The 18389-nt window shown below is 35.5% G+C and carries 24 protein-coding genes; 5 read left to right on the top strand and 19 right to left on the bottom strand.

Annotated features, from left to right (window positions below):
* Positions 1-39: 39 nt before the first annotated feature.
* From D017_RS11115 to D017_RS11065, 11 genes are all read right to left on the bottom strand, one after another.
* Positions 40-489, bottom strand: coding sequence for a hypothetical protein (locus tag D017_RS11115; RefSeq protein ID WP_035336565.1), 450 nt, complete (start codon positions 487-489; stop codon positions 40-42).
* A 135-nt stretch (positions 490-624) separates the two neighbouring features.
* On the bottom strand, positions 625-1029 hold the full coding sequence (locus tag D017_RS11110) for a hypothetical protein (RefSeq protein ID WP_035336564.1): 405 nt from the start codon (positions 1027-1029) through the stop codon (positions 625-627).
* Positions 1030-1119: 90 nt separating this feature from the next.
* A complete protein-coding gene (locus D017_RS11105; protein WP_035336563.1) occupies positions 1120-1959 on the bottom strand; it encodes a restriction endonuclease in 840 nt (279 codons plus the stop codon).
* A gap of 88 nt (positions 1960-2047) precedes the next feature.
* Positions 2048-2899, bottom strand: coding sequence for a universal stress protein (locus D017_RS11100; protein WP_035336562.1), 852 nt, complete (start codon positions 2897-2899; stop codon positions 2048-2050).
* Positions 2900-2962: 63 nt separating this feature from the next.
* Positions 2963-3811 (bottom strand): universal stress protein, encoded by an 849-nt coding sequence (locus D017_RS11095; protein WP_035336561.1) that lies wholly within the window; start codon positions 3809-3811, stop codon positions 2963-2965.
* A 58-nt stretch (positions 3812-3869) separates the two neighbouring features.
* Positions 3870-4715 carry a universal stress protein gene (locus tag D017_RS11090; protein ID WP_035336560.1) on the bottom strand — a complete coding sequence of 282 codons (846 nt, stop codon included), beginning with the start codon at positions 4713-4715 and terminating at the stop codon, positions 3870-3872.
* Positions 4715-5572 (bottom strand): universal stress protein, encoded by an 858-nt coding sequence (locus D017_RS11085; protein ID WP_035336558.1) that lies wholly within the window; start codon positions 5570-5572, stop codon positions 4715-4717. Before D017_RS11085 ends, D017_RS11090 begins: the two co-directional genes overlap by 1 nt.
* Positions 5573-5584: 12 nt before the next feature.
* The gene (locus tag D017_RS11080; protein ID WP_035336557.1) at positions 5585-6430 is read right to left on the bottom strand and encodes a universal stress protein; all 846 of its coding nucleotides are present in this window, start codon (positions 6428-6430) and stop codon (positions 5585-5587) included.
* A 71-nt stretch (positions 6431-6501) separates the two neighbouring features.
* Complete coding sequence (locus tag D017_RS11075; RefSeq protein WP_035336556.1) at positions 6502-7308, bottom strand: universal stress protein; 807 nt, start codon at positions 7306-7308, stop codon at positions 6502-6504.
* A 75-nt stretch (positions 7309-7383) separates the two neighbouring features.
* A complete protein-coding gene (locus D017_RS11070) occupies positions 7384-8430 on the bottom strand; it encodes a response regulator (protein WP_035336555.1) in 1047 nt (348 codons plus the stop codon).
* Between the two features lie 3 nt (positions 8431-8433).
* Positions 8434-9939, bottom strand: a complete 1506-nt coding sequence (locus D017_RS11065) for a PAS domain S-box protein (protein ID WP_035338201.1) — start codon at positions 9937-9939, stop codon at positions 8434-8436.
* 272 nt (positions 9940-10211) lie between these two features.
* Between D017_RS11065 and D017_RS11060 the strand changes: the two genes are divergently transcribed.
* Positions 10212-10616: a hypothetical protein gene (locus D017_RS11060; protein WP_035336554.1), complete on the top strand. Its 405-nt coding sequence runs from the start codon at positions 10212-10214 to the stop codon at positions 10614-10616.
* Between the two features lie 160 nt (positions 10617-10776).
* Positions 10777-11676 (top strand): DUF3298 domain-containing protein, encoded by a 900-nt coding sequence (locus D017_RS11055; RefSeq protein ID WP_035336552.1) that lies wholly within the window; start codon positions 10777-10779, stop codon positions 11674-11676.
* 75 nt (positions 11677-11751) lie between these two features.
* Here D017_RS11055 and D017_RS11050 read toward each other — a convergent pair whose 3' ends face one another.
* From D017_RS11050 to D017_RS11040, 3 genes are all read right to left on the bottom strand, one after another.
* Positions 11752-12588, bottom strand: a complete 837-nt coding sequence (locus tag D017_RS11050; RefSeq protein ID WP_035336550.1) for a universal stress protein — start codon at positions 12586-12588, stop codon at positions 11752-11754.
* Positions 12589-12598: 10 nt separating this feature from the next.
* Positions 12599-12898, bottom strand: a complete 300-nt coding sequence (locus D017_RS11045; protein WP_035336548.1) for an HPF/RaiA family ribosome-associated protein — start codon at positions 12896-12898, stop codon at positions 12599-12601.
* 98 nt (positions 12899-12996) lie between these two features.
* Positions 12997-13566, bottom strand: a complete 570-nt coding sequence (locus D017_RS11040; protein WP_035336547.1) for a hypothetical protein — start codon at positions 13564-13566, stop codon at positions 12997-12999.
* 138 nt (positions 13567-13704) lie between these two features.
* Between D017_RS11040 and D017_RS11035 the strand changes: the two genes are divergently transcribed.
* From D017_RS11035 to D017_RS11025, 3 genes are read left to right on the top strand one after another with little or no spacing between them, the layout of a single operon-like run.
* Positions 13705-14205, top strand: coding sequence for a hypothetical protein (locus D017_RS11035; protein WP_035336545.1), 501 nt, complete (start codon positions 13705-13707; stop codon positions 14203-14205).
* A 43-nt stretch (positions 14206-14248) separates the two neighbouring features.
* Positions 14249-14902, top strand: a complete 654-nt coding sequence (gene upp / locus D017_RS11030) for a uracil phosphoribosyltransferase (RefSeq protein WP_035336544.1) — start codon at positions 14249-14251, stop codon at positions 14900-14902.
* Positions 14903-14960: 58 nt separating this feature from the next.
* Positions 14961-15722, top strand: a complete 762-nt coding sequence (locus tag D017_RS11025) for a patatin-like phospholipase family protein (protein ID WP_035336543.1) — start codon at positions 14961-14963, stop codon at positions 15720-15722.
* Positions 15723-15788: 66 nt separating this feature from the next.
* Here the strand turns inward: D017_RS11025 and D017_RS11020 are convergent, their stop codons facing one another.
* From D017_RS11020 to D017_RS15520, 5 genes are all read right to left on the bottom strand, one after another.
* The gene (locus D017_RS11020) at positions 15789-16313 is read right to left on the bottom strand and encodes a YetF domain-containing protein (RefSeq protein ID WP_035336541.1); all 525 of its coding nucleotides are present in this window, start codon (positions 16311-16313) and stop codon (positions 15789-15791) included.
* Between the two features lie 65 nt (positions 16314-16378).
* Positions 16379-16777, bottom strand: coding sequence for a VOC family protein (locus D017_RS11015; protein ID WP_035336539.1), 399 nt, complete (start codon positions 16775-16777; stop codon positions 16379-16381).
* Between the two features lie 164 nt (positions 16778-16941).
* Positions 16942-17394, bottom strand: a complete 453-nt coding sequence (locus D017_RS15010; protein WP_225969342.1) for a BLUF domain-containing protein — start codon at positions 17392-17394, stop codon at positions 16942-16944.
* A 67-nt stretch (positions 17395-17461) separates the two neighbouring features.
* Positions 17462-17938, bottom strand: coding sequence for a PA2169 family four-helix-bundle protein (locus tag D017_RS11005; RefSeq protein ID WP_035336537.1), 477 nt, complete (start codon positions 17936-17938; stop codon positions 17462-17464).
* A gap of 89 nt (positions 17939-18027) precedes the next feature.
* Positions 18028-18150, bottom strand: coding sequence for a hypothetical protein (locus D017_RS15520; RefSeq protein WP_262485441.1), 123 nt, complete (start codon positions 18148-18150; stop codon positions 18028-18030).
* Positions 18151-18389: the final 239 nt, after the last annotated feature.

The raw sequence follows: 18389 nt of genomic DNA, 5'->3' as shown, positions 1-18389 counted from the left end.
ATACTTGCGCATAGTATTAGGGATCTCATCATTTTCATTTTACTTAATTTGTTTGTGTTTACTTTTTGCAAATACTGATTTCATTGTAGTAAAAACTTCTTTTTTAAGAAGGTTGTATTTTTCTAAATAGCTCTCAATTTTCATTTCAAGCAATAGGTGTGCATCTTGAAATGTACGCTCTGTTTCAAAATCGTCTTTACCATCAGTAAGGACCTTGATGTCGTTGAGATGTGTGGAAATTCTATCTTGTATTTTAGCTATTTCTTGCTCTAGGCTGTTAAGTGTTACAACGAGATGTTTTGCGTGTTCATAAGCATTATCGTCAAGAAGCATGAGTGTATGCTCTGCTAGTAATTCTGCAAGAAATCCTTGTTCTACACGTGTAAATTCTACTTGTGATTTCCACTGTAATGTGACCTCGTGTATCAACTGAGCATCATTCCACTCAAGGTATTTAAACTTATATTGGTTAAAGAATGAATGTTTCATAATAGCCTAGGGTTTTGATAATATAGAAAAAACGCTTTCGCGAAAGCGTAGAAAAACCACTCCTGATTCCCCTTTAACCAGGAGATGGCTCTCCATGTAATCTCCATTTGAAATGAAGAATTATATATCTATACTTTATTTCTTTTTTGTCTTAAGAATATTACCGCAGTAATTAAAAATCTCACTCTTAGTTTTATTGTAACTATCAATAAATTGTCTGTATTGATCTTTAATAGCTAGATGTTTTTCTTGAAAAAAAACATCACAGGAAACCGTATCGCACTCTAGCATCCCACTTAACTCTGCATCATGTTTAACAAGAAGCGTCTGGATGCTTTTAAGATGCACTTTAATTTTAGAAACCTCTGTTTTATACTGCTCTAACCTCTCAAAAAGATTAGGTGAGCTAGGCTCAAAGATGTAAGAATGGATTAGATTTTCTATAAAGTGAATTTCATCACTTGCGAGTGCTATATTAGATTTCCAGACTTTTACATCTTGATGAAACTGGTCTATTGTAAGTGGCAGTGTCGTTTCCATACTAAAAGAATTTTATGTGTTAACTAACTCAAAAATAGCTCACTATATCTAATCAAACTATGACAATTATCAGCTATCGAGCAATAAATATCACTCACCTACGTTACACAAAAATTGTATATCCTTTAAAATTTTTGATTTTCTAGTCTCAGAAATTCCTAAATGATCTAGGTAAAAGCTATCTCCCAGCAATTGTTTACATAGCACTATATCTCTACTTAGTAAGAAGTTTTTCTCTCTCTTTGTAAGAAGTGTAGAGACGGTAACGGGATATAAACCCAGTGCTTCAATATGCTCTTTTAACCCCTTACCTTTAGGATAATCCCAGCTCAATAAAGCAAGTCCTGCGCAGGTACCATAATCTATAGCGTCCTTTTTAAAACGAGTATTAGTAATCACCCATCCTTCAGTACTTTTAGATACTTTGGTTTTTGTACTTGCAACGATATCATTGTATCTCGCATGAATATAAAGTGGGACTTTCACATTACAATTATTTCCTTTCTCCTTATGAAACTTGCACTCTATGTACAATGTTTGCGTTTCGCTACTTGCAATCACATCCACTTCATGTTGTACGCATTTTCCATTTACCACGACACCTACCTCAATATCAAAGCCACTATACTTGAATATCTGCCCTATAAATCTTTCAAAGGGAAATCCAGTTGGACCGAGCTCGTAAATTGCTTTTTTTAATTTATACTTAGATGCAAATACAGACTTCTTTTTTTTAAGCAAAGTAAAAGCACGATTAAATATTTCTTTAGTAGAAATCCCTTCGTATAACTCATCGCAAACTATCTGTATAATATGAGAAATATCTTCCTCGCTCGCACCACTGCATAATAATGAAGCCCTAAGTTTATCTATAGAAAAGTCTACCTCTTCACCAGAATATTTCTTTATTTTAATAGATTTTCTTACCACGAGGTGAACTGATTTTAGAGCTAATTATAAATGTATTTTTATGTTATTTTAAAGGTTACGCTTTCGCGAAAGCGGATTAATCACAATTTTAATTACGTAAATCATGCATCACTAATAATGGCACTTTACTGAACATACCAAGCTCCTTAATCATAGGTGTAGTAAAAACACTGCCAAAAAAGGCATGTTTTCTATTAATGATTGCGACCATATCACTGTCACGGCTCTCTACAAAATTTCTCACACCAATAGTAGCATCTACTCCACTCAGATGGTGGAAACTAAATGATGCATCTTCTAGACACTCTGCCAGCAACTCTTTATTTGCTTCTTGTTGTTTACTCAGTTCTTCATCTGGATTTACATAAAGCACACAGATATTTGCGTCTTGAAGGTTTGCAATCGTTGTGAGATTGCTGAGCTCTTTGCGTTTATAATGAGTTTTATATCCTGTAGGCATTACAATCTCTTTGAGACTGGCTACTCGTACATCGAGAGGCACTCCCATCACAGGGCAATTGCGTAGTTTTTCCATCGCGAGAATGGTACTTGTACCAAAAAGAGCTCCCCTACTATTACTTGCTCCTTTAGTACCCATCACCACTAGCTCTATGTCTCGTTGCTCAATTATAGCTTCCATTACCTCCATAAGACCACCAAATTTTGTGATAATCTCATATTCATGTTTAGGGTTTGTATCTCTAAATTCTATCATACTCACCAGCTTAGCCATGTGCTTCTCTGATGATGTTTTTGCACTCTCATAAGACGGTGTTCCAGGTTCTGGAACCATCAAATCGCCTAAGTTATAACCTTTAGTTCTATAGGTGTTGAGAACAATGAAAGAACATTCTTCATTCTTAAAAAGATCGGCTGAGTAGGTGAGCGCGTTCCAAGCATTTTTTGAGAAATCTGTAGGTATTAGAATTTTCTTTTTCATCGTGTAAGTGTTTGATTATGAAATAAAAATACAGGAGTACTATTATAAAAACTATGATATATATCAGAACGATTCTGGTAATATCAATAAGGGTATTTCTGAGTGGAAGCTTAACTTATCTACAAACGATTTTTTAAAAAGTTTCTTTAAAAAGCCACTTTTATGGTACATCAACACTAATAAATCAATATTGTGTTCCTTAATAAAAACGCCTAGTGCATCTTCCATCTTAGTGGTACTAGACAACCAGTGTGTAGTATAAGAGATATCTTCTAGTTTATTCTTGAGTTTTCTATAATTAGTCTCTACAGTCTCACCAGGACTCATCTGACTGTACACATGGGTGATGTACAGTTTTGAGTTATGAATTCTTACTAGTTCCTTAATGATTTCCAGTGGATACTGAGCATAATTAATTTTAAGATCTGTAGCATAAGCTATTTCTGTAGGCCTACTAGGAGTTGCTTGTTGTGGCACTACCACAACAGGAATGGGTTTTACATTATTTATGAGCTTTACCGTTTGCGTCCCTATGAAAATCTCTTGTACTCCAGAAGATCCTTTTGTACCCATCACAACTATATCTATAGCGTCATTAATGATACTTTTGTTTATCATTTTATATAATGACTGTGCTCCAGTTACTAGTTTTACTTCTAGCTCAATGCTATCGCTATCAACAATGATTTTATCTTTTATAGCGGCTAGCTTTTTTAAACTATCGGCTTCTAGTTCATTATATAATTGCTCATTTCTACCTATGTCTATACGACTTGTATTTGTAGAGAATAGATGTTCAAATGAGTGTGCTAGTGTTATGGTGCACTTCTCATCTGGATACAATCTAGTTGCATAGCATAATGCGTTGTGAGCGTTTTTAGAAAAATCTGTAGGTACGAGTATATGTGCCATAGTAATAGTTTTATAGGTCTAAACTAATATCTAAACACCTCCTATTCTATGACAATAATCAGTTTTGAGCTGGCAATATTAAAAACGGTAAAGTGGTATGAAAAGACATTTTCTTGACAACTGGCTCACGCATGAGACTTTCAAAAAATGTTTTAGGATAATCAATCATCACAAGTAAATCAATGTCAAGTTCGTTATCAAAAATATTGATACAATTTTCTAATGATGAAAATTCTGGAACCACATGAAATCTATAGTCTACCGCTGCTAGTAAATCTTCTAACTCTTGCAAATGTGCTTTCTTATCAGGAGAGAGCGTTGTTTTCTTGTACACCTCAACCATGCGTATGGTGGACTTCCATAGCTTAGTTAATGTAATGAGTGGCTCCAGCTCTTCTTTACTATATCCTCTCTTAAAATCTGTGGCAAAGCCTATGTTTTCTGGATTTACAAAAGCGGCTTGTTCTGGAATTATAAGTAATGGTATTCTCTGTTTCAAGGAGACAATCTCATAGGTAGTACTGCCCATAAATATTTCTTTAAGACCTGAGGCGCCTTTTGTTCCCATAATTATATAATCATAAGCCTGACTCTCTAGCGAGCTAATACCCTCCTTGAGATGTCCCGAGTAACTCAACGTTTTATAATAAAAAGTCGTACTCTTATCCCTACTTAGAATTTCTGATAGAAATACAGATAAGCGTACTTCTGACTCGTCTTGTAAATCCCTGTAAATCTTAGAAAGCGCCAGCGGACTTTTATTAGCTAATAACTGTAATGCAGATGGCTCATAAGCATGAAAGAGTGTAAATGTTGTTTCTTTACCCTTAAATAAATACTGTGCGTAGGTAAGCGCATTGAGTGCATTATTTGAAAAATCTGTAGGTATTAAAATATGCAACATTATAAGGTAGTTTTAGATGGAGGTAAAATCATAAAAGGTACAGAAGCGTGATGCACTATATTGCGCACTACTGGTGTAAACAAGAGGTTCTCAAAAAAGCTATGCTTGTTATGCACTAGCACAAGTAAGTCTATCTTATGTTTAGACTGGAAGTCTGCTACAGCTTCTAGTACATCCATCCCATCTGCAACTTCGTTAAGGTGTGCATCTCTCTCAAAGTACTCATCAAGCAACTCTTTGTTTTCTAGCTGTTCCCTATCTAACTCAATACCATAATAAGCATTTAAAAAAATAAGCCTAGCTATGTGTTTTCTACATAATCCTTCTAGCAAAGAGAGTCCTACTTGATTAGTGCCAGAACGATAATCTGTAGTAAATAGAATATCCTTGAGAGCCTTAAACTTATAGTTATCTGGAACTCCTATCACCGGTACTTTTGCATCTTTTACAACCTGCATAGTTTGTGATCCTATAAATACCTCCTTGAGACCAGAAGCTCCACTAGTACCCATAATAATGGCATCTATCTTTAAGGTTGCGACTATCTCGTTTACTTCTACTGTAAGCACATTATAACTAGAAATTGGGTTAAATGTATGCTTATTGTTAGGGTAGGCATCTGTTGCTCTGGTTATAATCTTGTCGAGATTCTCAAGAGATGCCTTTTTATACATCTCGCCTAAGTCTACATTAAGTGATGTATGACTATCATAAATCGTAGTTGTATACAACGCAACTGGTGTATATGTATTTACAACATAAAAAGTACAAGCTTCGTTTATAAATAACTGTACGGCATACTCTAGTGCATTATAGGATGCCTCAGAAAAATCAGTTGGTATAAGGATACGTTTCATAAAAAAGATAGTTTAGCGTGAGAGATTCTGTAAAATTAAAAATGGAATTTTGGTATTGAGACCTACTTTATCAATGGTAGAAGTATGTAACAATGTTTCCATGTAAGTGTGCTTTGAGTTTACCAGCACCACCATGTCGATCTTATGGCTACTTATGTGCTCATTTATAATTTGAGCAATATCTCCTTCGTCATGACGTGTGTAGAGTTGTTCGCTTTCGCGAAAGCGGTATTCCCAACCACTCTTGACATCTTCTTGTCTAAGAGATAATCTATCAAAGTTTGATATGTAAAGTAAGTGCAACTCAGAACGGAAGCTATTTGCCATACAGCTTATGAGCTTTAGCTCTCTATTGTTAAAAGGAATCAATAATTCTGAAGGGAATAAAATACGCTCTGGTCGCTCATATTTGTACCCTAACGGAATACCTAGAACAGGGCATTTTACATATTTTACTACTTGTAGAGTATTGCTGCCATACGTGATATTACGATCTGCTGTCTTGCCTTGAGACCCCATTATCACAAGATCTGCATTCTCGCTGTTTACAAGACTATTAACCTCATCAACTAAGGTTCCAAATATCGCATGAGATACTAATTCATGCCGCGGGTTAGGCTCTTGGGCCATCGCTTGCTCTAAGACCAAGGCTAGAGATTCTTCTGTTTCTTTATGTTTAACTGCTTTATATTCTTCTAGAATATCTCTTGAGAGCACATCCTTATTTTCATAAACCTCATCTGCATAAGTATGAACCAGTATGAATTTACTTTTTTCATAATTAAAATACTGTTGTGCGCAGCTAAGCGCATTAAAAGCATTTTCTGAAAAATCTGTAGGTACGATAATAACTCTCATAGTCGTAAGTGTTTATACTCAAAACTAGAAACTTAACAGTAAGCAAACTATGACTTTTATCAGCTTGCAGGTTATTCATGTACTATTAAAAAGGGAATGTTTTTATGGTAATCCTTCTCTTCTGTAAGAGCTGGAGAGAACAAGATATTCTCAGACAGATTGATGTTTTTTGCGAATAAGACTACAATATCAACTTTCTGTATATCTATAAAAAATTGTAACGCCTCATCCATAGTTTTTTCCATCACAAAGTGAAAACTATGAGGAATACTATCAAATGCCGACTGTAAAAAGGATTTATTGGTTTGCTGGGTTTCACTCAGTGCATTACCCGTTTTTGATAATTGTAATACATTGAGGTGTGCACCTGCCTTTTGAACAAAATTATTAATGATAGAAGTGGGCTCTGCTCTATGATTAAAATTATAATCTGTGATTAATACCACTTGCTCTGGACTTTTACAATAAAACTCTCTAGGCACAATGAGTACTGGGCACTTTAAACGAGTGATAACTTCACGTACATGACTTCCTTGTAAAAATTCACTAAAAATATTAGGGTAGCTTGTGCTCATCACAATAAGGTCTATGTGATTATCTGCTACCGCCTTACGCATACCACCTATAAAGTCACTCTTCCAGGTAAGTGGTATAATTGTTTGTCCTCCCGCTATTACTTTATCCAACTTTTTTACCCAAGAAGTGAGCTGCTGCGTAGGAGGTTCACAGATTGTTGTCTCATGATCTGCACTATAATCAAGCTCTTCAGAAAAAAAGAGATAAAAGTGCACTCTAGGACTTTTATATAAGTTTATTGCACATAAGGCTGTGTTCCATGACTGGCTTGAAAAATCTACAGGTATAAGAATATGCTTCATGAGTACTATATATAATAGTACAAATGTATTTTACGAGCAGCGTGTAAAATATGATAAAAGTCAGTTATTGATATTTTAATCAATCATCGCAAGACCTTCGACATTTAGTAGTCTAATGTTACGTCCTTCTATCTCTATAAGTCCTTCTTTTTTAAAGCCAGATAACGTTCTTATTAAACTCTCTGTAGCGATACCAGCAACACTAGCAAGATCATTGCGAGCTATCCTGATTCCTTCTTCTGGTTTTTTATTGAGAATGGCAGCAAATTGCAAGATAGTTTGTGCTGTCTTTTTACGCACAGAGCTATATGCCATTTGTAATAATTGCCCCTTTATCTCTGCGAGATTATCAGTAAGTAACTCCATCAATTGCAAAGAAACATTCTTACTATTTTCAAGCACGTCTTTGAGTTCATTCTTACTCACGCCTACAACTGCAGTTTCCTCTATAGCTGTAGCAGACTCTTGATAAGCAATGTTATCTACAAATGAGGTAAAGCCCAAAAAATCATCTGCCTTAAAAAGAGCGGTAATTAATTCTTTTCCATTCTCATCCATTTTATGGGTTTTTACCACACCTCTTGAGATAAGATATATCATATTAGAGTGAGCTCCCTCTTTGTAAATTAAGGCTCCTTTTTTAAATGAGTATTCTATACCCTCATCATCAAAAAAGTTTTTAAGTTCATTAAGGCTTCGTAATGAATCTTCTTCTAGAACTGGCGCGTCATCCTTAGTAGTGCTGTTAAGTATCATGGCCTTTGCTATTCTACTTTCTATGGCACTTATGAGTTCTTCTTCTTCAAAAGGTTTTGTGAGATAGTCATCTGCTCCCATATCCATTCCCTTTCTAATCTCCTTATGCTCTGTCTTTGCCGAAAGGAAAATAAAAGGAATATGACTAGTAGCAGGATCGCTAGACAGTGCCTCAAGTACTCCATATCCATCTACTTCTGGCATCATGATATCACATACTACAATTTGCGGAGGGTTTGCTTTTGCCATTTCTATCCCTATACGACCATTAGGTGCCGTTTCCACATCATAATTAGATAGCTCTAGCAGCTCTGCAGTATTCTCACGCAAAGCCATATCATCTTCTATTAATAGTACTTTTTTCATAAATTAAGAAGTTGGGATTATCACTGTAAATATAGAGCCTTTATCTAACTCACTAGTAAAACTTATGGAGGCTCCCAGGTTTTCTAGATGCGTTTTTACAATATTGAGCCCTATACCAGTTCCTGCATTTAATAACGCATTTTCTGCTCTAAAATATCGATTAAAAATGAATTTTTGTTCATGTTCTGGAATACCTATCCCTTGATCAATAATCTTGATTTCAAGTTCGCTAGACATTTTTTTGAGTTGTATATCTACAATAGTTCCTTCAGATGAATATTTTATAGCATTGTAAAGTAAATTACTAAGTACTAGCTCCATTATTTTTTCATCAAACTCTATAATATACTCATCTGCATCTGTAGGGTATTTTATACTCTGTCCATCTTTAAGATGCATATTTGCATCATAAATCACTTCGTTAAGCACTTTACTAAGAGGGAACGTTGTGTAAGCATAATTAGTCTTTCCAGTCTCGAGTCTTTCTATAGAGAGAAAATCATCTATAATAGTATTCAAGTATTTTACTTTATTCTGTATGGTTGTTAAGTGCTTTACTCTTTTCTCTTGCTGCTCCTCTTTTGTATACTTTCCTGCTAGTGTAGCCGATGTTAAAATACCGCTTAGCGGTGTTTTAAACTCGTGAGAAACTAATGACAAAAACTTAGTTTTAAGCTCATTAAGCTCAATCTCCGTGCGCAGTGCCTCTTCTAGTTGGTGTGTACGCTCTACTACCGTTTTTTCTAATTTATCGGTATAATGTACTCGTTCTGTAATATCAAGTATAATTGCAACAAGCGTATTAGTATCGTCAGCGTTTGAAGGTTGTAAATGTATCTCTACTGGGTAATGACTACCATCCTTGCGCTCGTGCGTTGTTTTAAAAATTAACTTCTTCTCTACTCCATTGAGTAATGGAGCGATATAATCACGAAACTGAGTTTCTGTAAACTCTGGCTTTATATCAACAGGAGTCATTGATGTGAGCTCATCAAGGGTGTACCCTATATTTTCTTGCGCTCCTAGATTTGCATTGATAAACTTTAGACTTGTCGCATCAAAAATAAAAATCTCATTGAGCGACTCATTAAAAATGTTTGCCCATTGTCTAAGTTCCTTTTCTGCGTTTTTACGCACGGTAATATCTGTTACTAGCGCCATTACATAATTCTTATTATGTAAAACAAAAGGATTGAGACCCGCTTCTACAGGAACTTGCCGTCCATCTTTGCACTGGCCATATAAATCACGCCCCATACCCATCTCGCGCTTATCACTGTGATTCATAAACTTGTCAAAATGACCACCGTGCCTCTTATGGAAGCGCATAGGGATAAGCGTGTCTAGTGGCTTGCCTTCTAGCTCCTTTTTTTCATAACCAAAAATATCACGAGCAGATTGATTTGTCGCCACAATCGTTTGGGCTTCATTTACTACTACAATCCCTTCTGACGCTCCCTCAAAGAGAATCATAAATGCTTCTTCAATACTTTCTTCAAAAAATTCCATACCCATAAAAGTACAAGAATAATAGAGAGTAGAAAGCAGCAAATACAGAAAATAACCTTTCTAAAAAATGATAGACTAGTTCTTAACAAATTAACCATCTCTATTAATTAAATGTAGTGGCTACAATCGCTATAAAAACTAAATAACACATTGAAAAATATAACATCTTTCATAAATACTTATCTCAATTAAAAAACGTTCGACCCTATATAATGATATTAATCATAGATTACAGATTATCAATCTTCTAAATTTGATTAAACACTATAATTATGACCAACACAAATAACAAAAACACGCTCTTTTATGTACAATTAGGCAAGCTTTTTTATGCCGTCGCTGCTAGCGATAAGGTTGTAAGAAATGAAGAGTTTTCTAAGCTTAAAAAATGTATACTAGATTACTGGCTAGAAGTTGATAATCTTAAAGATTCCTTGGGTCATGATGCTGCGCATTTAATTTCTATCGTGTTTGAAGGTGTAGAGGCATTTAATGAAGATCCACAAGATATGTATGATGCTTTTATTAACTATAAAAATGAGCATCCTCTTTTTTTTACGCTTGAAGTTAAAAATATAATAATTCAAACGGCATGGTCTGTTGCTCGTTCATTTTCTGGCGTTAACAAGGCAGAACTTGTCATGCTGGGTAAATTAGAAATTGCACTTTCACACTAGCCATTCTACTAGGATAATAAACATAGAGTGATGTACTACGCTTTCGCGAAAGCGTAACAAAACATTACATACTCCTAAGATCATTTCAATTGAGAAAACTGATGAATATCATAGTAGAGATGCGCTATCCAAACTACATTTACTTCACTAAAACCATATCATGAAAGCATACATCTTTGTCTTAGCGCTCTTAATTATTGCTGGTTGTAAAGAACCTACAGAAAAATTAAGAATACAACCCTCTAAAACCAAACCTCAAAAAGAGGCTGGATTACTAGACCCAGACTCTGCAGATTCTCTGTACCTCACAGATAAAGACATCATGGAAATACAGGCTAAAAATCAGCTTTCAAAAAAAGAAGCGTTGATGAAAATACCAGATGATCGCACGATTTTAAAAGCCGTCGTGGAGTCAAAAAAACTACATAAAGAGACAGATGATTATCTTCTAGATTACACCTATCCTTATCTTAATGAGACTGTAGACCCTAAATACAAGACATTTAACGCATTTATGACAGAGAGTTACTTAAATGTGGAGCGTACCGTAAATGAGATTCTCGAGGATAAAGAACTGCTATGCGATACCTTGAGTATTAAACGTTATAGAGATAAGCGAATTATAGATTTTAAACTGCATGCAAATGATAGAAATCTTGTAAGTATACTGCTCTACAAAGAAAATTATTACTCTGGTATGTTACACTCTACTTACATGTTTGACTGTCTTAATTACAATGTAGATAAGGAGGAGTTCATCTATTTTGACGACTTTTTTATCGCTGGAGCCGAGAAGAAAGTATTTGATATAATTAATCAAACCATTTACGACCAAATTCACTCTGGCGAAATGTTTTATGACTGCTGGGAAATATCTGATACCGACTTTAAAGCCTATAAAAATAACTTTGTAATTAACGATAACGCTATTGAGTTTTACTTTGATGACTGTATCATTTGCCCTTCATACACTGGCCAATATAGCGTTGTGATTCCGCTCATAGAAATTATGCATCTTATAGAACGCTATCAACAACCTTTACTACTAGCTTCAAGATAATCCATCTTAAAGCCGAGCATAAAAAAGGGTGAGTTTCTTGAGAAACTCACCCTTTTTCTTACTTCCACCTGTTACCTACATTTTAAATGTAAATACGGGAAGTTTTGCATGGTTTGCTACATTTTCTGCTACACTCCCTGCAAAGAAATGTGCAAGCCCCTTACGCCCATGCGTAGGCATTGCAAGTGCATCTGCTCCCACCTTTTCTGCATATTCATATAAACCACTTTCGATGGTGTAACCATTTACAATCACGAGATCTTCTTGATGTAACCCTGTCCCAAACTCGGCTGCATGCATGAAATTTGTCATAGTTTCTTCTATCTCCTTGGTGCTTTTAAAGCGATCTGTAGGGAGGTTTACATATACAAGATGTATACGAGCTTCCATCTCTTCAAATAGTGGAATAGCTTCTCGATATGCATTAACATTTTCTAATTTAAAATCACAGGCAAAAACAACATTTTTAGGTATAAATGAGGTCATTTTTTCTTTGACAACTAGCACAGGAATCGATGAGCTACGCACTACTCTCTCAGTATTTGACCCAATAAACTCTTCTCTAAGTCCTTTGACTCCATGCGAACCCATTACAATTAAATCTACCTCTTGTTCCGTTGCCAGCTCATTAATATCCTGAAAAACGGTATGGTTTTGGACATTCTCTGTGACTGTAATACCTTTCATATAAGGTTTGTTTCTAAACTCTTTAAACTGTTTTTCGGCAAGTTTCATATGGAACACCGCTTGGTTTACTCCTTCGCTTTCATCCTTAGGAAGAATACTATCTGATAAGCCTAACATGTGGAGCAATATAATCTCTGCGTTGTGCGCTTTCGCGAAAGCGGAAGCCGTCTCAAGTGCATATTCTGAATGCGCCGAAAAGTCTACAGGTACTAATATCTTTTTCATAACAATGGGTTTAGTGTGTGTTTAATATTCCTTTGCGCTTACTGAGCTGTTTATCTAGTTCTGCGATGGTTTCCTTCATTGCTGTTTCAAAGTGTACAGCAGTCGTAGTGGCAAATATTCTAGGCCCAGGAGCACTTATTTCTATCTCACATATTTGGTGGGCAGCTGCAGAAGTATTTTCTACCTTAAAGTAAACCTGAGCTCTTATAAGTTCTGGGTACTTTTTATTGAGTTTATTGAGGTGCTCAACCGTAGCAGCACTTAACGTTTCACTCTCTTGAATTTTTACGTATTGAAATGTAATTGTCATAATATGTTGTGTTTACCGTAAATCTAGAAAGAAAGAGCAGTCTATACTATGATAATTATCAGCTGTTGTATACTTACTTTTTATCATCATTAATCCTATTAAAAGCTCCTTCTTAAAGCTGCTGTAATAGAAAAATTACCAAAGGAGATATGGCGATATTCACCTGCTTCTTGATATCTGTGTGAAGAGTTTCCGTATCGCACTTCTGGAAGCACATGCCAGTTTCCTAAACTTATGATTTTCATCCCTAGGCCTAGATGGGTACCAATTGCGGGATTTGTTTTAATAATCAAATTTCCCTCTGTATGCTCTGCGTCTACCGTCATTAGTGTTAAGCCTGCTCTTACATAAAATGGATTTTTCTGCGTTTCAAGTAAAGAGAACGACACCATCCCTCCAAAGAGGAAACCTTTTTGTATAAATTCTATATCAGACTCTTCAAAACTTTCATCTGTATCAAAGCGATTCCAGATAAGCCCGCCATATACATCTGTATGTTTACCTATAGATAAAACCCCTGTTACTTCTAGTCCATTTCCTATGCGCAACTTTTGATTTACTACCTCACGAGTAGGGATATGTAATGTGGGTCGTAATTCTACACTCCAGACTTGAGCATAGCTAGATATTGTAAAGCCTAATAATAGTAGTTGAAAAAAACATTTCATATACCCTGATTGTGAAGAAAGATTACCTCTCAAAGTTATTGGGTATTAAGAGGATATATCATGATATTAATCATAGTACAGTACTTAGCAATAGCTCTATATTTATAAAATACATCGCTCTTCTAATAAAACTAGCTTATGGAACTTTCTAACGATATTGTGTTAAGACCGCGCTTCAAGCTTGAGTGTGCTATACTTCCAGAGACAATTTTACGTGCTTACGAAAATGCAGGGGCGATCTCCAGAGACTTTTTAGTGCATCGCTCAGATGATCATATTTTTATAAGTTTACCCAAGAAGGAGCAGCATTTCTGGTCTCCACAATTACATCTAGAGATTTATAAAATAGAAACACAACCTACAGTTATAAGAGGACTTTATGGACCTAGCCCCACAGTCTGGACGCTATTTATGTTTTTTCATTTTATAGTTTTCATTCTATTTATGGCAAGTGCTGTATGGTTGTACACAAATATCACATTGACATTATCTTATACTTTTCCATTAGTAGGAATGATACTTCTTTTTCTTGTTTGGATAGGTCTTTATATTGCAGGAAGTATAGGAAAAAAGACTGGTAAAACAGAAATGTACAAACTGCAATCCTTTTTGTACTCGGTGTTAAATAAGCTCTTATAAGCCAGCCTTTCTATATCTTTATCTCTCATAAAATATTATTGACATGCACATACACGATTACTCTAAAGACCATTCTATCCTCAATCAGTTTATTTATGAGTTGAGAGACCATGATATTCAGAAAGATACGATGCGCTTTAGAAAAAATATTGAACGTGTAGGAGAAATTCTAGCCTATGAAATGAGTAAATCATTAAAGTTTGAAACTAAGAAAGTACAAACTCCATTAGGCGAAAAGGAAATGAATTTACCACAACAAGACATTGTGTTGTGTTCTATATTACGTGCGGGATTACCATTACATGAAGGACTGCTCAATTATTTTGACGGTGCAGAAAATGCTTTTATATCTGCCTATAGAGAGCATCCTAATAATGATGATGAGTTTGAGGTAATCGTGAGCTACCTAGCTGCTCCTTCACTTGAAGGAAAGACATTGATTCTTATAGATCCCATGCTAGCAACAGGCAAGACCCTCAAAAATGTACTAGAGGCATTAAAACCTCATGGTACACCAGCACAGATTCATATAATAGCTGTAATAGGGTCTCAAGAAGGAGTTGAGTATGTACAAAATGAATTTCCAGACAACACCCACTTGTGGATTTCGGCTATTGATGATAAGCTTAACTCAAAAGGATATATTATTCCAGGCCTAGGTGATGCTGGTGATTTGAGTTATGGCGCAAAGTTGTAAATTCTATTGATATAAACCGCTAAAAGGTTTACTATCTTAGCATTATAATAGTTCAAAAATGAATATAGGACTTTCCTTTTCTGGAGGTGGTATTAAAGGTGTTGCTCACCTAGGAGTGCTCAAAGCACTGTCTGAACATAACATTAAACCCACTCATATTTCTGGTACTAGTGCTGGAGCTATTGTAGGTGCGTTATATGCCGCTGGTCACGATTGGGAAAAAATATATGAGTTTTTTAAAACGACGCCTGTTTTCTCAATAAAGCGGTTTGCGAGAAGGAAACCAGGCTTTTTAGATTCTGCACTGTTTCACAAGGACTTATCGGCATATTTTATAGAAGATAGTTTTGAGTCTTTACAGCTTCCATTATCCATTACGGCTACTACGGTACTCACTGGACAACTGCGCACCTTTGACTCAGGCCCTTTAATAAATCCTGTTATTGCTTCGGCGTCTTTTCCGGGGATTTTCACTCCCATAGAGATAGACGACGTTCATTACTTTGATGGCGGTGTGATAGATGACTTCCCTATAGAACCTCTAGTTCCTCAATGTGATGTTATCATAGGTAGCTATGTAAATCCGCTCGAGGCAATAACTATGAAGAATCTAAAATATTCATACCAAGTTCTTAACAGGGCGTATGAGATTAATCTCCATCATAGAGGCCTCAATAAATTTAAGGATTGTGATTTGTTGATATGCCCAGAAAAGTTAGCCAAGTTTGGTACTTTCAGTATGCGTAGTATTCCTGCAATATTTGAGATAGGTTATGAAGAGGCGAGCAAACAGCTAGAAAATTCAACACTGTTCAAGTAGATATTACAGACGTTGTAAGGATATAGTTACGCTTTCGCGAAAGCGTAATAACTACACCGGATACTTCTAGCAAATCCTCACCCCTTCTAAAAGACTATCATTTAACTTGTTATCTCCATCGTCGTGAAGTACAGACATATCTCCTGTGCTTTCTAGCACAACAGCTCTTACCTCACTGTAGTCAAGCACGTTTGCTTCTCTTAGTTTTGCAATGAGGTCTCCTTCACCTACGTTTGATTTTTCTAAATTTTTATAAAGAATCTTACCATCTTTCATCAACAGCAATGGATCATTAGTAGCAAGATTTTTAAAGAATGAACTTTTTCTTACTAGCAAGGCAAATAAAGTTTGAAAAGCAATAATACCCGCTAATGCGATTCCTCCTTTAAGAAGTGATTGGTCTGGGTTGAGAATAATGGATGCAAGTACAGAACCTACAGCAATAGTTGATGCAAAGTCAAAACTTGACATCTTTGCAAATGTGCGTAAGCCAGAAATGCGCGTGATGATAATCATCACTGTAAATATGGCTATTATTGATATTAATACTTTACCTAAAATGGGCATTGATGCGGTTATCCAGTTTTCCATGTATTTTTATTTTTAAGATTAAAAAAGCCCTCTAGTGAGGGCTTTACTTTGCTTTTTCTGTGGATTTATTTGGCATTTACCATCCACTCTACTCCAAACTGGTCTGTGCAACGTCCATAATGAGCGTTCCAACTAGTTTCTTGGAATGGTGAATTAATTTTTCCTTGCGCGCTTAACGCCTCAAATGTAGATTGAGCCTCAGATGTATCGTTAAAATCTAGACTCATACACACCTTATTACCTGAAGTAAGCGGTGTATCTGGTGCTGCATCATACGCCATAAAGTGAAATCCTTTTCCTTTAAGTTCTGCGTGTTGCAACTTGTTGCGGTAATGTTCTGGAATATCTGTTTCCTTTCCTTCCCAAGTCTCGCGGTTTACTACCTCTCCACCTAGAATTCCTTTATAAAAATTTAATGCCTCTTGGCAATTTCCGTCAAATGATAAATATGCTTGTGCTTTCATAATAATTGGTTTTATATAAATTTAAAAACACAAAGCATTGTCTCAATACACATTATAACAACCTAAAGAATATTTTAACGGGAAATAAGAGAAGTGTTAAGGTAGCCATGATTATTAACAGTTTGATTAAAGCTGTGTCTGTTTAAATCACCACCTTCATCCCTCTATCCTATTCTTGCAGATAGCGCCATAGAATTGAGAATACCTACAACATTTGCTTCAAAGGGATGGTTTGAAGTAATCGAAAGGTATTTATTTATCTCAGTAATCTCATCACTCCCTAGACCTACTCTAAAAGAACTATTGTACGATGAGAAAAATGGCCGATTAACCTTGGCATTGAAAAGCTTTATAATATTTGTATGACGAGCATCTGCTTGTATTCTTTCAAACAGTGCATTAATATCCTTTTCTTCCCCTTCTAAGATTTGAAAAAATCTATTTGACGCACTTATAAGGACACCGTTAATGCCGTGAGCAAGATTGTATTTTTGAGATTTCTTAAGAAGAGCACTTATTTCCATATGAGTTAAATCAGATGTATGCTCGCTTATATAGCACACAGTTTTGAACCTCTTTTGGGAACGACTAATCTTTTTAAAAAATTTGCCAAACATCATATTGCTACCCAAGGTAGCAAAAAAAAAGCCACCCTAGGGTGGCTTTTTTCTTACTTGATAGGGTTTAAAATAGGTCTTCTATCTTCTTAATATCATTTACAGATTTTTTTACCTGTAGCAATTGATTTGTAAGTACGCTTGTAATTTCAACTGGAAATGCTTGGTTTTCCATCACCTCATTATACTCATCTATACTCGCTTTATCTCCACGGATACACTCTTCTAAGATTCCCTCGTCTGAGTTTGAGCTAAAGGCATCCTTAATATTCATCCATGTTCTGTGTATACTTCCTGTAGTACTTCCAGAAGCTTTTGGAGTTTCATTGAGCTTTAAAATAATATCACTGATCTCTGTGGCAAATGTTGCTCTTGTTGCTGCTTTATTTTTGAGGTAGTCTTTTAAGTAGCTATTATCTGCCTTGAGCATTGCTTCTTTATATCCTTCTTCTGCATCGTAATTCTTCTCTAGAATACTTTGTAAATTATTTACGATATCTATGTGAGATTGTTCTCTTGCTGCTTCTGCTGTTGTCTGTTTCATAATTCTTAGTTTTAAAAGTGTCTCGTTAAGAGAAACACATGATTAGTTAATATGTGTACGTTATCGGTACATTGTAGCCATTACTCTTGCTACTCTTCCTCGTTCTGATTAAGATCTTTGGATGATGGTTTATCTCTTCCGCCATACCCTAATCCGTTAGGACGTTCATCTGTATCCTTTATGTCTGTCTTCGTTATTGTATCCTTTTCCATCTCTTTTTTTTATAAAATTACAAGGGATGCCTTCTTTAAAAATGACATTTAATCTTATTTAACGCCATGTGTTAGAGCGTTCTTAAAGCTTAAAAAAATTAAATATGATTAATTAAGAGGAAAGAAAAAGAGGGGTTCAACAGGCAATAAATCTTGCGTGAACTACTAGTAGCTAATGCTAACAAATAGATAAGCGAAATAAAAAAAGTGCCTTTTAATGAACATAAACGCATTAAAAA

The organism is Dokdonia sp. PRO95 (genome assembly GCF_000355805.1).
Lineage (GTDB): Bacteria > Bacteroidota > Bacteroidia > Flavobacteriales > Flavobacteriaceae > Dokdonia.
The sequence above is the reverse complement of the archived record's forward strand: the minus strand, read 5'-3'. Positions and strand labels throughout refer to the sequence as shown.